The 14,551-nt window shown below is 69.7% G+C and carries 11 protein-coding genes; 9 read left to right on the top strand and 2 right to left on the bottom strand.

The genetic code is table 11. From position 1 onward, the window contains the following. Window positions 1–214 precede the first annotated feature (214 nt). The 7 genes from E0H75_RS07810 to E0H75_RS07780 all read left to right on the top strand — a co-directional run bounded on the left by E0H75_RS07810 (window position 215) and on the right by E0H75_RS07780 (window position 8,309). Window positions 215–964 carry a sugar phosphate isomerase/epimerase family protein gene (locus E0H75_RS07810; RefSeq protein ID WP_131512500.1) on the top strand — a complete coding sequence of 250 codons (750 nt, stop codon included), beginning with the start codon at window positions 215–217 and terminating at the stop codon, window positions 962–964. A 76-nt stretch (window positions 965–1,040) separates the two neighbouring features. Continuing rightward, window positions 1,041–2,138, top strand: a complete 1,098-nt coding sequence (locus tag E0H75_RS07805) for a Gfo/Idh/MocA family protein (protein WP_131512499.1) — start codon at window positions 1,041–1,043, stop codon at window positions 2,136–2,138. 10 nt (window positions 2,139–2,148) lie between these two features. After that, on the top strand, window positions 2,149–2,757 hold the full coding sequence (locus E0H75_RS07800) for an SGNH/GDSL hydrolase family protein (protein WP_131512498.1): 609 nt from the start codon (window positions 2,149–2,151) through the stop codon (window positions 2,755–2,757). A 72-nt stretch (window positions 2,758–2,829) separates the two neighbouring features. After that, window positions 2,830–5,277: a glycoside hydrolase family 2 protein gene (locus tag E0H75_RS07795; RefSeq protein ID WP_131512497.1), complete on the top strand. Its 2,448-nt coding sequence runs from the start codon at window positions 2,830–2,832 to the stop codon at window positions 5,275–5,277. 40 nt (window positions 5,278–5,317) lie between these two features. Continuing rightward, window positions 5,318–6,676, top strand: a complete 1,359-nt coding sequence (locus E0H75_RS07790; RefSeq protein WP_131512496.1) for an APC family permease — start codon at window positions 5,318–5,320, stop codon at window positions 6,674–6,676. Between the two features lie 23 nt (window positions 6,677–6,699). Beyond that, window positions 6,700–7,083 (top strand): hypothetical protein, encoded by a 384-nt coding sequence (locus tag E0H75_RS07785; protein WP_131512495.1) that lies wholly within the window; start codon window positions 6,700–6,702, stop codon window positions 7,081–7,083. Next, window positions 7,083–8,309 (top strand): glutathionylspermidine synthase family protein, encoded by a 1,227-nt coding sequence (locus E0H75_RS07780; RefSeq protein ID WP_131512494.1) that lies wholly within the window; start codon window positions 7,083–7,085, stop codon window positions 8,307–8,309. Before E0H75_RS07785 ends, E0H75_RS07780 begins: the two co-directional genes overlap by 1 nt. On the opposite strand, the gene E0H75_RS07775 is transcribed toward E0H75_RS07780, so the two are convergent. Together E0H75_RS07775 and E0H75_RS07770 are read right to left on the bottom strand one after the other, a co-directional pair. After that, window positions 8,310–9,770 carry an NAD-dependent succinate-semialdehyde dehydrogenase gene (locus E0H75_RS07775; protein ID WP_131512493.1) on the bottom strand — a complete coding sequence of 487 codons (1,461 nt, stop codon included), beginning with the start codon at window positions 9,768–9,770 and terminating at the stop codon, window positions 8,310–8,312. Between the two features lie 33 nt (window positions 9,771–9,803). Further along, window positions 9,804–10,877 (bottom strand): MsnO8 family LLM class oxidoreductase, encoded by a 1,074-nt coding sequence (locus E0H75_RS07770; RefSeq protein WP_131512492.1) that lies wholly within the window; start codon window positions 10,875–10,877, stop codon window positions 9,804–9,806. Window positions 10,878–11,292: 415 nt separating this feature from the next. On the opposite strand from E0H75_RS07770, the gene E0H75_RS07765 reads away from it, so the two are divergent. Beyond that, window positions 11,293–14,280, top strand: a complete 2,988-nt coding sequence (locus E0H75_RS07765; protein WP_131512491.1) for a type 2 lanthipeptide synthetase LanM family protein — start codon at window positions 11,293–11,295, stop codon at window positions 14,278–14,280. Beyond that, window positions 14,277–14,489 carry a hypothetical protein gene (locus E0H75_RS07760; protein WP_131512490.1) on the top strand — a complete coding sequence of 71 codons (213 nt, stop codon included), beginning with the start codon at window positions 14,277–14,279 and terminating at the stop codon, window positions 14,487–14,489. The genes E0H75_RS07765 and E0H75_RS07760 overlap by 4 nt, the downstream gene beginning before the upstream one ends. Window positions 14,490–14,551 lie beyond the last annotated feature (62 nt).

Raw genomic sequence — 14,551 nt, 5'->3', positions numbered from 1 at the left:
TCAAATTGTCGCAGGGGTGGGCCGGAGCGCCAGGCGGGGCCGAGGTGGCGGCGGGGCTGCGGATGGGGGTCAGGTGACCGCCCAGTGGTTGGGCGCAGGGTGGTGTGGGCGGGGCCGGGTGGGATACCGTTGCGGTCGTTACTTAACCGGTTCGGCAATCAAGCCGGCGAGGATCCCAGGGCAGCGGGAGAGCCGCCGGCGACGAGGAGAAACCATGGTCGCAGTGGACAACCTGTCCCTCCAGTTGTACACGGTCCGGGGCAAGCTCGAGGAGGACTTCGACGCCACCCTGGCCCACATCGCGCAGATCGGCTACACCAAGGTCGAGCCCTTCGGTGTGACGAACTTCGCGGACCGCCTGGCCGAGGCGCTGCCCAAGTACGGACTGTCGGCACCGACCACGCACGCCGGCCTGCTCCGCGACGAGAGCGGCCCGATCTACGCCGCGGCGAAGCGGCTCGGCATCACCACCGTGATCGACCCGCACACCGACCCGGCCCGCTGGCAGGCGGCCGCCGACATCAAGGCGATCGCCGAGGGCCTGAACAAGGCCGCGGTCGAGGCCGCCGACCACGGCATCACGGTCGGCTACCACAACCACCAGTTCGAGCTCGAGTCGAAGATCGACGGCGTGCACGGGCTGGAGATCCTCGCGGACAACCTGTCCGACGACGTGATCCTCGAGGTGGACACCTACTGGGCCGCCGTCGGTGGCGCCGACGTACCGGCGCTCCTGGCCAGGCTCGGTGACCGGGTGAAGGCGATCCACGTCAAGGACGGCGACGGCACGCTGGACAACAAGGCCCAGGTGGCGGTCGGCGACGGCAGCATCGCGGTCCGGGAGATCCTGGCCGCCGTACCGAACGCGCTGCGGGTCGTCGAGCTCGACGACTTCACCGGCGAGATCTTCGACGCGGTGGAAGGCAGCTACAAGTTCCTCACCGGAGAGGGCGCACCTGCATGAAGGAGCGAAGCGAGTTCATCATCAAACACCGCGTGCCTCGTGCCTCATCGGCGCCCGGAGCGAAGCGAGGACGACGATGAGTTCTGTCGGCGTAGGAGTCATCGGCGCCGGAGTCATCTCCGACGCCTACATCAAGAGCATGCAGAGCTTCCCTGACCTGAAGGTGCACGCCATCGGCGACCTTCGGCCGGAGGCAGCCAAGGAGAAGGCCGAGCAGTACGGCATCGAGACCCACGGTGGTCCCGAGGCCGTGCTGAACCACCCGGACGTCGAGATCGTGGTCAACCTGACCATCCCGATCGCGCACGTCGAGGTGGCGCTGGCAGCGGTTGCCGCGGGCAAGCACGTGTGGAGCGAGAAGCCGTTCTCGCTGGATCAGGACAGCGGCCTCAAGCTGCTGGCGACGGCGCAGGACGCCGGAGTGCGGCTGGGCTGCGCACCCGACACCATCCTGGGTCCGGGCCTGCAGGAGTCGCGCCGCATCATCGAGCGCGGTGACATCGGGCAGCCGATGACCGCGCTGACCCTGATGCAGTCCCCCGGCCCGGAGTCCTGGCACCCGAACCCGGCGTTCCTGTTCCAGGATGGCGCAGGCCCGCTGTGGGACATCGGCCCGTACTACCTGACCACGCTGGTGCAGCTGTTCGGGCCGGTCGCGGCAGTCGCCGGCATCGGCTCGAAGTCGCGGGAGAAGCGCACGATCGGCTCCGGTCCGCTGGCCGGCACCGACTTCGACGTGACCGTGCCGACCCACGTCAGCGCGATCGCGCGGTTCGAGTCGGGGCAGTCGTCGCAGAGCATCTTCAGCTTCGACTCGCCGCTGTCGCGGGGCGGGTTCGTCGAGATCACCGGCGCGGACGCGACTCTCGCCGTACCGGACCCGAACGGGTTCGACGGTGCGATCAAGATCCGCCGGCGGGGCACTGACGACTGGGAGACCATCGCCGAGACGAAGGCGGTCGCGCAGCGCGGCACCGGCGTACTCGAGATGGCGCGGGCGATCCGGGCCGACCGGCCGCATCGCGCGACCGGTGCGCTGGCGTTCCACATCGTCGACGTGATGGCCTCCATCACCGATTCGATCGACACCGGTGCCTTCGTCGACGTGAACAGTACGGTCGAGGTCGCGGCGATCCTGCCGGACGACTGGGACGTCACCGCGGCGACCCTGTGAACCCGGCCCTGTGACCACGATCCTTCTCGATCCCCGGCGGACCGTCGTGTTCGCCGGGGACTCGGTCACCGACTGCGGCCGCCGAACCGACCCGGACGGGCTCGGTGACGGCTACGTGCGCAACCTGTACGACGACCTCGGTGCACGCCGGCCGCGGATCGTCAACGTCGGCATCAGCGGCGACCGGGCCGCCGACCTGGTCGGCCGCTGGTCCGCCGATGTGCTGGCCCACGACCCCTCCCTGGTATCGATCATGATCGGCATCAACGACACCTGGCGGCGGTACGACAAGAATGACCCGACGACGGCCGAGTCGTTCGAGGCGTCGTACCGGACGTTGCTGGATCCGCTCACCTGCCCGGTCGTCCTGGTCGAGCCGTTCCTGATGCCGGTGAAGGACGGCCAGGAGGGCTGGCGGGACGACCTCGACCCCAAGCTCGACGTCGTCCGCAAGCTCGCCGTCGAGTACGGCGCCATCCTGGTGCCGGCCGACGTGGAGCTGAACCGCCAGGCCAGGACCGTCGGCGCGGCCACGCTGGCGCACGACGGCGTGCACCCGTCCACCGCCGGGCATCGCGCCATCGCCGATCTCTGGCGCAAGACCGTCCTCGAAGACTGAGACCACCGCTCCCCGATTCCTTGGGGAGCGGTTTTGTGAAAGAACTAAACCGGTTCACTTTGGAGAGCTGCTGTGACATCGCTCAAGACAGTCCCGCTGACCACTGAAGGCGGCGCCGCCTGGACCGTGCGCACGGCGGCCGGACCGGTGCCCGAGGGGATCACCACACCGGTCGCCGCCACGGTCCCGGGCGAGGTGCACACCGACCTCCTGGCCGCCGGACTGATCCCGGATCCGTTCGACGGCGACAACGAGGGCAAGCTGGCCTGGATCGGCCGGACCGACTGGAGCTACCGGACCACCTTCGACTGGGCGGCCGACGGCCATGCGGTCCAAGAGTTGGTGGCCGACGGGCTGGACACCGCGGCGACCGTGACGCTGAACGGGACCGAGCTGGGCAAGACCTGGAACCAGCACCGGAGATACCAGTTCGACGTCACCGGCCTGCTGGTGGCCGAGGGCAACGAACTGGTCATCGACTTCGCCGGACCGGTGCGGACGGCCGAGGAGCTGGCCGAGTCGCTCGGACTGTGGCCGCACACCAACCACCATCCGTACAACGCGATCCGCAAGATGGCCAGCAACTTCGGCTGGGACTGGGGACCGGATGTCGCGACGGCCGGCATCTGGCGGCCGATCAGGCTCGAGTCGTGGTCCGGCGTACGGATCGACTCGGTCCGCCCGTTGGCCGGGCTCGACGGCGACCGCGGCGTACTCAGCACGCATGTCTCGCTGGCCTGGGCGCCCGGCGCGACCGAAGGCGCCACCGTCACCGTCGAGGTCGGCGGGACGACCGTGTCGGAGAAGGTTGCCGCTGGCACCGGGACCGTGGAGCTCACCTCGACGGTCGAGTCGGTCGACGCGTGGTGGCCGCGGGGCTACGGCAAGCAGCCGCTGTACGACGTGGCAGTGGCACTGGACGACCTGGACAGCTGGCGGGGCCGGGTGGGGTTCCGGACCGTCACGCTGAACGTAGCCCCCGACAAGGATGGTGGGCCGTTCGTGCTGTCCGTGAACGACAAGCCGATCTATGTGCGTGGCGCCAACTGGATCCCCGACGACGCCTTCGTCACCCGGCTGAACCGGGCGACGTACGAGGCCAGCCTGCAGGATGCGGTGGACGCGGGGATGAACCTGCTCCGGGTCTGGGGCGGCGGGATCTACGAGAGCGAAGACTTCTACGACATCTGTGACGAGCAGGGGCTCCTGGTCTGGCAGGACTTCCTGTTCGCGTGCGCGGCGTACTCCGAGGACGAGCCGATGCGCAGCGAGGTGGAGGCCGAGGCGCGGCAGGCCGTGACCCGGCTGAGCCGGCACGCCAGCCTCGCGGTCTGGAACGGCAACAACGAGAACATCTGGGGGTACGTCGAGTGGGGCTGGCGGGCACCGCTGGCCGGGCGCTCGTGGGGTGAGGGGTACTACTTCGACCTGCTCCCCGGGATCGTCGCCGAGCTCGACCCGCGGACGCCGTACTCGCAGGGCAGCCCGTTCTCGTACGACCACTTCATCCACCCGAACGACGAGCGCAACGGGACCATGCACATCTGGGATGTGTGGAACCAGGTGGACTACACGACGTACCGCAAGTACAAGCCGCGGTTCGTGTCGGAGTTCGGCTTCCAGGGGCCGCCGGCCTGGTCGACGCTGGTCTCGGTGGTGCACGACGAGCCGCTGGATCCGTACGGCCGGCAGATGCTCGTCCACCAGAAGGCGTTCGAGGGCAACCTCAAGCTGGAGCGCGGCTTGGGCGAGCACCTGCCGAAGTGGAAGGACATCGACGACTGGCACTGGACGACGCAGCTGAACCAGGCGCGGGCGATCGTCTACGGCATCGAGCACTTCCGCAGCCTGTTCCCGCTGAACACCGGCGCGATCGTGTGGCAGTTGAATGACAACTGGCCGGTCGTCTCCTGGGCGGCGGTCGACGGACACCGCATCCGCAAGCCGCTGTGGTTCGCCCTGAAGCGCGTGTACGCCGAGCGCCTGCTGACCGTCCAGCCGCGCGACAACGAACTGGTCGTTGCCGCACACAACGACTCGGACGTGGCGTGGAGCACCGAGGTGACGGTCACCCGGCGGTCGACCGGCACCGGCAGCGAGGTGCTGGCGCGGGAGACGTTCGTGCTCGAGGTCGGGCCGCGGTCGGCGGCCCTCAGCTCGCTGCCCGCATCGGTCGGCGTACCGGGCAATGCTGCCGGTGAGTACCTCGAGGTGTGCGCCGGCGACGGGTCGACGGCGTACTGGTACTTCGTCGAGGACACCGCGTTGCGGCTGTCCGAAGACGCGTACGCGGCCTCGGTCACCCCGACGGAGGACGGGTACGACGTGACCGTCACGGCGGCCGCGCTGGCGAAGGATCTGGCCCTGTTCCCGGACCGGCTGGACCCGGCCGCGCGGGTGGACTCGTGTCTGGTCACGCTGTCCGCGGGCGAGAGCCACACCTTCCACGTGACGGGCGCGACAGCGCCGGCGCAGGTCGGCGTACCGGTGCTGCGTTCCGCGAACGACCTGGTGACCTGACTGACGACGACACCTCGGGCGTGCGACAGTGGGTGTCGCCATGACCATCATTGACTCGCGATCACGAGGCCGGAGCCTGCGCAAGGATGCGCTGGGCCTCGGCTCGTCCACTGCGATCGGCATCGCCTCGACCGCTCCGGCGTACTCGTTGGCGGTGTCCGTCGGTCTGCTTGCCGGGTACGTCGGGGCCGCCGCGCCCGTGGTGCTCGCGGTGAGCGCGGTCCCGGTGTTCCTGGTCGTGCTGTGCTTCCGCGAGCTCAACCGAGCCGAGCCGGACTGCGGTACGACGTTCCCGTGGACGGAGAAGGCGTTCGGCATCGGCGTCGGGCGGATGGTCGGCTGGACGACCGTGATGGCGTGCCTACTGGTGATGAGCAACCTCGCGCAGGTCGCCGCCGTCTACACCTACCTGCTGCTCGGTCTGGACGGCGCGGCCGACTCCCGCCTCGCCAAGGCCGGGCTGGGGGTTGTGTTCATCCTGCTGATGGCCGTGCTCGCCTATCGCGGCATCCGGATCGCCGCGACCACACAATTCATCTTGCTGACGATCGAAGTACTCGCGCTGCTCTGGTTCGCCGTCAACGCCTTCAGCGAGGCCGGCACGGTGAGCATCCCGGCGTTCTCGGAGACCGGCGACGGCTCCTGGGTCGCCGCGGTCCTGGTCGCGATCTTCGTCTACTGGGGCTGGGATTCCTCGTTCAGCACCAACGAGGAGACCCGCGACCCCGGCCGCACTCCCGCGATCGCCGCCCTCGTCGCGAACGGCTTCCTGGTCATCCTGTACGTCGTGGTCGCGTGGGCCGCGGTCGCGTACGCCGGGTCCGCTGCGCTCGGGGACATCGCGGACGACGACTTCTTCGCCGTACTGTCCAACGAGCTGCTCGGGACCGCGGGCGGGAAGCTCCTGGTCGCCGCGGTCCTGGTGTCGGCGCTGGCGTCGACTCAGACGACGATCCTGCCGACCGCGCGGACCATGCTGTCGATGGCTCGGCGAGACGCGTTCCCGGGCCAGTTCGCCCGGATCTCGTCGCGCTACCAGACGCCGACCGTGTCGACCTGGGTGTTCGCGGGAACCAGCGTGGTCGTCTATGCGTCCCTCGTACTGACGTCGGACGACGTACTGGCCGATTCCGTCGCTGCTGTGTCCCTGCTGGTGTCGCTGTACTACCTGGCGACGGCGGCCGCCGTACCGGTGTACTTCGCCGGGCAGTGGAGCGGGCGCATACTGCAACGGGTGGTCGTGCCGGTGGTGGCGGCCGCGTCGTTCGTGGGAGTGCTGGTGCTGTCGGTGATCGACGTGAGCGCCGGTCCCCTGATCGTTGTCGCCGTGGTGCTGGTGATCGGGGCGGCGATCATGTTCTCGATGAAGCCACCGGCCGAGGGGGAAGGCAGGCAGTGACACAACGCCAGACCAGGAGGCGGATGCGCAGCGCGGGCGTCACGCTCGGGCTCACCGCGCTGGTGGCCGCGTCGCTGTCCGGATGCTCCAGCAACAGCCAGCCGGACTACGCCGCGATCTGCGTCGACCCGCAGACCCAGACCCGGTCCGACGACGAGAACTGCAAGGACGACCGCGAGTACCACGGCTCCGGCGCCGGATTCTTCTGGTTCTACATGGCCACCCGCGGCGGCGGCCTGGTGCCGCCGATCGGCGGCCGCTACAACGCCGGCCAGGGCACGTACACGATCCCGCGGACGGGATCGCCGACGATCAAGCGAGGCGGCGTCGACAAGAAGGGCGGCGACATCGGCACCATCACCCGCGGCGGGTTCGGCAAGTCCGGCAAGGGGAGCTCTGGCGGCTGATGTGGCGGCACCTGATCAAGCCCCGGCCCGACTGGCAGGACACGGTGACCGAGCAGGGGCTGGTCTTCCCGATGACCGATATGCCCGACGGCAGCCAGCGCCCGTACTGGAACGAGAGCGCCTGGTACGAGGTGACGATGGACGAGGTGCTGCACCTCGAGCGCGTCACCGAGGAGCTGTACGAGATGTGCAAGCACGCGGCGTCGGTGATGGCGTCGGGTGACCGGTTCTCCGATGCCCAGCTCGGTCTCGCCTCCGGCACGCTGCCGCTGGTGCGGGAGTCGCTGAAGCGCGACGACCTGTCGGCGTACGCGCGCTTCGACCTGGCCTGGAGCGGGGTCGAGCCGAAGATGCTGGAGATCAACGGGGACACCCCGACCGGGCTGCTGGAGTCGGCGGTGATCCAGTGGAACTGGCTGGAGGCCGTCTTCCCCGACGCGGACCAGTGGAACTCGGTGCACGACCGGCTGGTGAAGTGGTGGGGCGAGGAGCTGGCGGCCGGGCGTTTCCCCGGCAGGGAGGCGCACTTCTTCAACTCCGGCGCGGAGACCAGCGGCGAGGAGGCGATGACGGTCGCGTACCTGCGCGACACCGCCGCCATGGCCGGACTGGCGACGTACGGGCATGAGATCGAGGACGTCGGCTGGGACGAGGCCCGGCGCGCGTTCGTCGACTGGGGTGGGCGGCCGATCCGGACCGCGTTCAAGCTCTACCCGTGGGAGGACATGCTCGACGACCAGTTCGGCCGGTACATCCTGGCCGGGCTGGAGGCCGAGCCGGTCCGCTGGATCGAGCCGATCTGGAAGACGATGCTGTCCACCAAGGCGATCCTGCCCGTGCTGTGGGAGCTGTACCCGGACCACCCGAACCTGCTGCCGGCGTACTTCGGTGATCCGGGCGACCTGCTCGAGTGGGTGGCGAAACCGCTGCACGGGCGCGAGGGCAGCAACATCGTCATCCACACCATCGCCGACACCGAGGACCACGTCCACGACGGTCCGTACGACACCTCGACGATGGTCTACCAGGAGTGGCACCCACTCCCGTCGTACGAGGGCAACCGGGCGGTGATCGGGAGCTGGATCGTCGACGGGACCGCGGCCGGGATGATGGTGCGCGAGTCGGACGGGCCGATCACGGACTACTTCGCCCGGTTCGTCCCGCACGCGATCGGCACCAGCCCGCGACCGGACGACGAGACCGTCCAGCGCTGGCTGACCGAATAGTCAGTCCAGGTTGACCGCGACGTACTTGATCTCCAGGTACTCGTCGATGCCGACGGTGCCGCCCTCACGGCCCAGGCCGGACTGCTTCACCCCGCCGAACGGTGCCGCGGGGTTGGAGACGATGCCCTGGTTGAGGCCGATCATGCCGGTCTCCAGCTTCTCGGAGACGCGGAGCGCACGGGTCAGGTCGTTGGTGAACAGGTAGGAGACCAGGCCGTACTCCGTGTCGTTCGCCATCCTGACCGCTTCGTCCTCGGTCTCGAACGGGGTCAGTGGGGCGACCGGGCCGAAGATCTCCTCCTTCTGCAGCCGGGCGCTGTACGGTACGTCGGCCAGCACGGTCGGCTGGTAGAAGTACCCGTTGCCTTCAGCAACCGAACCACCAATGAGCGCCCGGGCGCCCTGCGCGACCGCGTCGTCGACGAGGTCCTTCACCTTGTCCCGCTGGGTCGCGTCGATCAGCGGCCCGACGTCGACACCGTCCTCGGTGCCGCGGCCGACCTTCAGCGCGTCCATCCGCTGGGTCAGCCGGGTGGCGAACTCGTCCATCACCGGCGCCTGCACGTAGATCCGGTTGGCCGCCGTACAAGCCTCACCGCCGTTGCGCATCTTGGCCAGCATCGCGCCGTCGACCGCCTTGTCCAGGTCGGCGTCGGCGAACACCAGCAGCGGTGCGTTGCCGCCGAGCTCCATGCTGGTCCGCAGCACCTGGCCGGCCGCCTGCTCGATCAGCTTCCGGCCGATCTGGGTGGAGCCGGTGAACGACAGCTTGCGGGCGCGGCCGTCGCGGATCAGCGGCTCCATCACGCCACCGGCGTCGTGGGTGGTGATCACATTCAGTACGCCGGCCGGCAGCCCGGCCTCGGTCATCAGTTCGGCCAGCTTGAGCATCGACAGCGGCGTCTGGCCGGCGGGCTTGATCACCATCGTGCAGCCGGCCGCGACCGCCGGGCCGATCTTGCGTGCACCCATCGCGGCCGGGAAGTTCCACGGCGTGATCAGCAGACACGGGCCGACCGGCTGACGCATCACCAGGAACCGGCCCTTGCCGTTGGGCGCGATCTGGTAGCCGCCCTCGATCCGGACCGCCTCCTCGGCGAACCAGCGGAAGAACTCGGCGGCGTACGCGATCTCGCCCTTCGACTCGGCGACCGGCTTGCCCATCTCGAGCGTCATCAGCAGCGCGAGCTCGTCGGCACGCTCGGTCATCAGCTCATAGGTACGCCGCAGGATCTCGCCGCGATCGCGGGGCGGGGTGGCGGCCCACTCGGCCTGAGCGGCCACCGCGGCGTCCAGGGCGGCCAGGCCGTCCGCCGGACTCGCGTCGGCGACGTCGCAGATCGTCGTACCGGTGGCCGGGTCCTCGACGGCGAGGGTCTTGCCACCCTCGGCCGCCTGCCACTTGCCTCCGATGAACAACTCGGTCGGACACGCCTCGACGACTTCCCGCTCCCGTGACATGGGCCTGCCTTTCACTAGTCGGCAGGTTCCAGACTAGGCCGTGGCGATGAGGGGTGGTGCGTGCCTGGGGACGGTCCGGACGGACTTGGTCAGGCCGGCGGCGATGGTGCGGAGGATGGCCGACCGGACCAGGCCGTCGAAGGCCAGCGGGACCAGCATGATCTCGTCGGCCCCGGTCTCGGCCGCGAGCGTCCCGAGCGCGGACACCACGGTCGCCCGCGAGCCGACGATGTGACCGGGCTCGTCCAGCAGCCGCTCGGCGCGGCCGCGCTCCCGTCCGGTCAGCGGTGGATCCAGCAGGGCCATCAGCTCGGCCGGAGTGGCCCGTGGCGAGGCCGTCGCCAGCCGGGTCTTCACCCGGACGTAGTCGGCGAACCGGATGATGGCCGACTCCTCCGAGTCCGCGGCCACAACCCCAACGGTGACAGCCATGTACGGCTTCACCGTAGGTCCACTCGCCTCGAAGTGATCCCGGTACGCCGCCACGGCAGCAGGAGTCGGTGAGGCAGTGGAGTGATGCGCCAGGAACACCGGCAGCCCACGTACGGCGGCCGTCGCGGCAGCGCCCGGGTGGTCGGCCAGCACGAACACAGGCGGCGGCAGACCGGCCAACGACAGCCGTACGTCGCCTACAGGTGCGCGGCCGGGCAGTCCGTCGCGCAGGAACCCGCAGAGCTCGTCCAGCCGCTGCGGGAAGGCATCACGGGCACTGCCGCCGAGTGCTGCCGCCGTACTGGGGACCAGGCCGTACTGCTGACCGACACCGAGGTCGATGCGACTCGGGTACGCCGCTGCCAGCGCGGCGAACTGTTCGGCGACGACCAGCGGCTGATGGTTCGTCAGCAGGACACCGCCGGCGCCGAGCCGGATCCGGTCCGTCCGTGCGGCCAGGACTGCCGCGAGTACCGCCGGTGCCGCGCTGCCGACGCCTCGGACGCCGTGCTGCTCCCCCACCCAGAACCGGCGATACCCGAGGTCATCGGCAGCCTGTGCCACCTCCGCGGTCTCCCGGAGCGCGGCCGCAGCCGACTGACCGGGCAGCTGCGGTACGACGTCCAGCACCGAATGGGCCGAGACGGGCAGTCCGGGAGTGACAGGGGCAAGCACGTGTTCACCGTGGCAGGGCCGGCCCGATCGCACATGGGTGCGCGACCCCCATGTTCGGACCGCGCGGCACCCATCTGTGCGTGCCGTCCGGCGATCCCGAAATTGGGTAGGTGGAGGTCTTGCCGCACCCCGGGACGTGGGGGCATCGTTCCGGGCGTTCCTTCCAGATTTCGCGGACAGAGGAGGCCGAAGACGAGTGCAGACACCTAGCTGGGAGCCGTAGCGCTCCCTACCCTGAGCCGGCCGTCCTTCCACCAGAGGCCGACCGGCCGGGCGCTGCTGCCGCGGGGTGGTCAACCCCCAGTCGTCGTCACCCCGCGGCAGGTGCTGCCCCCTGCGCGGACCACCAGCTCCCACGAAATATGGGGGCCGGATACCCATGCCCCGAGCGGGTGGGCAATGGCAGCCTGTCCGCGTGCTCAACTCAGCGACCGCCGGGCCCACCCGGACCGACCAGCGCACAGCCTGGTGGTCCGCGGGGATGCGCCCGCACGAGCTGGCCCAGACCGCACCGGCCTGGGCCGAGTACGTGGAGCGCAGCACCTCCACCCAGACCGCGCCTGCCGCCGGTCGAGGCCCCGCAGGGACCGGCACCGCAGCCAGCCACACGTCAGGTGAGGCAGGCTTGGCGTCGGGTGGGCCTGACACGGACTGGCGGCAGGCGCTTATGCGCTGCCTCGAGCCGCTTCTCTCCGCGGCCCGCCGCGATCTCGCGGCAGCCGGGCACACCGGCGTACTGGCCGAGCAGTTCCTGCAGCGGCTCGGGCTGCGACTGGTCAAGCTGGCCTCACGCACGCTGGTGCTGGAGCTCGCCCGGGCACGGGACCGCGGTGAGCTGGCCGGTGATACCCCGGCCGAACGCTTTCTGGACTTCACCCACCGGCTCGTTGGAGGGAGCGAGCTGGCGGACTTCCTGGCCGCATACCCGGTGCTGGCCCGGGTCCTGGGCGAGTCGTGCCGGCAAGGCGTCGAGGGACACCTCGAACTGCTGGCACGGCTCGCCGAGGACCGTGAGTCGCTCGTCACCGGACTGCTGGACGGCCGTGATCCCGGCGCGCTGACCGCCATCGACCCCGGCGGCGATCCCCACCGAGGCGGTCGGTCCACCGCAATCCTCACCTTCGCCGACGGGCGGCGAGTGGTCTACAAGCCCCGGCCGCTCGACCTGCACCGGCACTTCAACGAGTTCGTCGCCTGGCTGAACGGCAAGACCGGCCTGGGCATCCGCACGGTCGATCTGCTCCGCCGGCCCGGCTACGGCTGGCTGGAGTACGTCGTACCCGAGCCCTGTCACGACCTCGCCGAGGTACGCCGTTTCTACCAGCGGCAAGGCGCTCTGCTGGCACTGCTGTACGTGCTGGACGGCACCGACGTGCACTACGAGAACCTGATCGCCGTCGGCGACCAACCGGTGCTCGTGGACGTGGAGACACTGTTTCATCCGAGCTACACACCGGCCGGCACGCTCAGCCAGGACCCGGCGTACCGGACTCTGCTCAGCTCGGTCTACCGCACCGCGCTGCTGCCGCTTCTGGTGGCCGGCGAGCACGGTGTCGCGGACATGTCCGGTCTCGGCGGCGACGCGGACGCGACTGCGCCTTCCAGCGTGGTCGACTGGGCGGACGCTGGGCTGGACTCCATGCACCTCATCAGGCGTCCGGGCAAGACGCCCGGCGCCGCCAACCGGCCCCACCTCGACGGCGCCGTGATGGAGCCACGGGACCACGAGATCGCTGTCCTCGCAGGGTTCCGGGCTGCGTACGAGGCGATCGCCTGGCATCGCGACGAGCTGATCGGCCCGGACGGTCTGGTACGGCGTTGCGCGCAGGACCGGATCCGGTTCGTGCCGCGGAACACCAGTCTCTACACGGGTCTGCTGGACGAGGCGACGCATCCGGACGCACTGCGGAACGCCGCCGGTCGCAGTCAGTTGCTGGACCTGCTGTGGGACGCCGACGAGTCGCTGCACGACGTGGTGCCCTACGAACTGGCCGACATGTGGGCGGGCGACGTACCGCTCTTCACAGCACGGCCGGACAGCCGCGACCTCTGGGCCTCCGACGGCACACGCATCCCCAACATCCTCGCCACCGAAGGGCTTGCCGCGGTCGAGGCGAAGATCGCCGGGCTCAACGACATCGACGAGCACCGGCAGAAGTGGCTGATCTCCGCATCGCTCGCCACGCGGCCGGAGCCGATCGTGCACGCCAGCACGACCGGCCGGCACGGGGTCGGTGCCACCGAAGCGGATCCAGGCTGCCTGCTCGCGGCCGCCACCGACATCGCCGACGAGATCGTGGCGCAGGTGATCAGCGAACGCGGCGGTGCGGCCAACTGGCTCGGCCTCGAACTGCTCGACGACCACCACTGGGCCATCCGGCCAATGGGCGCAGGGCTTTCCAACGGCTACACAGGTACGGCGCTGTTCCTCGCACAGGTCGGTGTGCTCACCGGAGCCAACAAGTACTGCGACCTGGCGCGTGACGCGATCCGCCCGATCCCCATGGTGCTGGAGAGTCTGTCCGCGGACTTGGAGACGGCTCAGCTGGTCGGACCGGGCCTGCACGGCCTCGGCGGAATCAGCTACGGCCTGCACCGGCTCAGCACGTTGCTGGACGACTCCGAGCTCACCAGTTGGTTGCACGCAGCCCTGGAACTGACCGAACGACTCAAGCCCGAGCCCACCGAGTTCCCGACGTACGCCGAAGGCGCGGCCGGTGGACTCGCCGCGATGCAAGCGATTGAAGGCATCCCGGCCGCGGCCGACCTGGCCAAGCGGTACGCCGACGAACTGCTCGCCGCTGTGGAGCAAGGGCTGCACGGCGGCCTGACCGCTCCGGACCACGGTTTCACCCGCGGCTACCAGGGCATCGCCTGGACTCTCGGGCAGTACGGCGTACCTGGCGACAGGTACATGGATGCCGCGCGTACGGCGGCCGACCTGGACCGACGGACCCGGTCCGGCGACCATGGGTGGTGCTCCGGTGACGCCGGGACCGCGTTGGCCCGGCTGGCAGCCGGAGTACCCGCGGACCTCGACGCCTATCTGAGGACCGCAGCTGAACGTCCGGTGCTCGCAGACCTCAGTCTGTGTCACGGCGAGCTCGGCGCGGTGGAGCCACTGGTGTGGCTCGCCGAACGCGAACACCCAGCTGTTGAGGCGGTCCGGCGACGCCGGGCCGGGCTGGTGCTCGCAGCAGTACAGCAGTACGGACCACAGTGCGGGACACCTCGTGCCGTTCCGTCACCAGGCTTGCTGACCGGCCTGGCGGGCATCGGCTACGGCTTGCTCCGGCTGGCGTTCTCCGAACGCGTTCCGTCCGTCCTGCTGCTCGAACCATCCACCGGGTCGAAGCGCCCATCACAGCGCGGACGCCCCACAGCGACAGGGGAAACAGCATGACCGCCCAGCACCACGATGACGACCTCCGCGACGCCCAGCTCGAGCGCCCGGACTCCACCGACCCACTCGGCCCGATCACACTGCCGAAGCGCGTCCACGTCGGCGCCCGCGCGATGGCGCTGGTGGGCACCGTCGGGATGAGCGCGTTCGCCCTCGCGGCGGTCGCCAACGCCGGCGTGTTCAGCACCTGGCCCACGATCGAAGCCTGAGCCTGCCAGCAAGAGCTTGATCGGCGGAGTCGCCCGGTCACCCGAGGGTGCCCGGCCGGCCC

Origin of the sequence: Kribbella capetownensis (genome assembly GCF_004331485.1) — a bacterium.
Classification (GTDB): domain Bacteria; phylum Actinomycetota; class Actinomycetes; order Propionibacteriales; family Kribbellaceae; genus Kribbella; species Kribbella capetownensis.
Note: the sequence above shows the minus strand (reverse complement) of the source record. Positions and strands in the feature narration are given on the sequence as shown.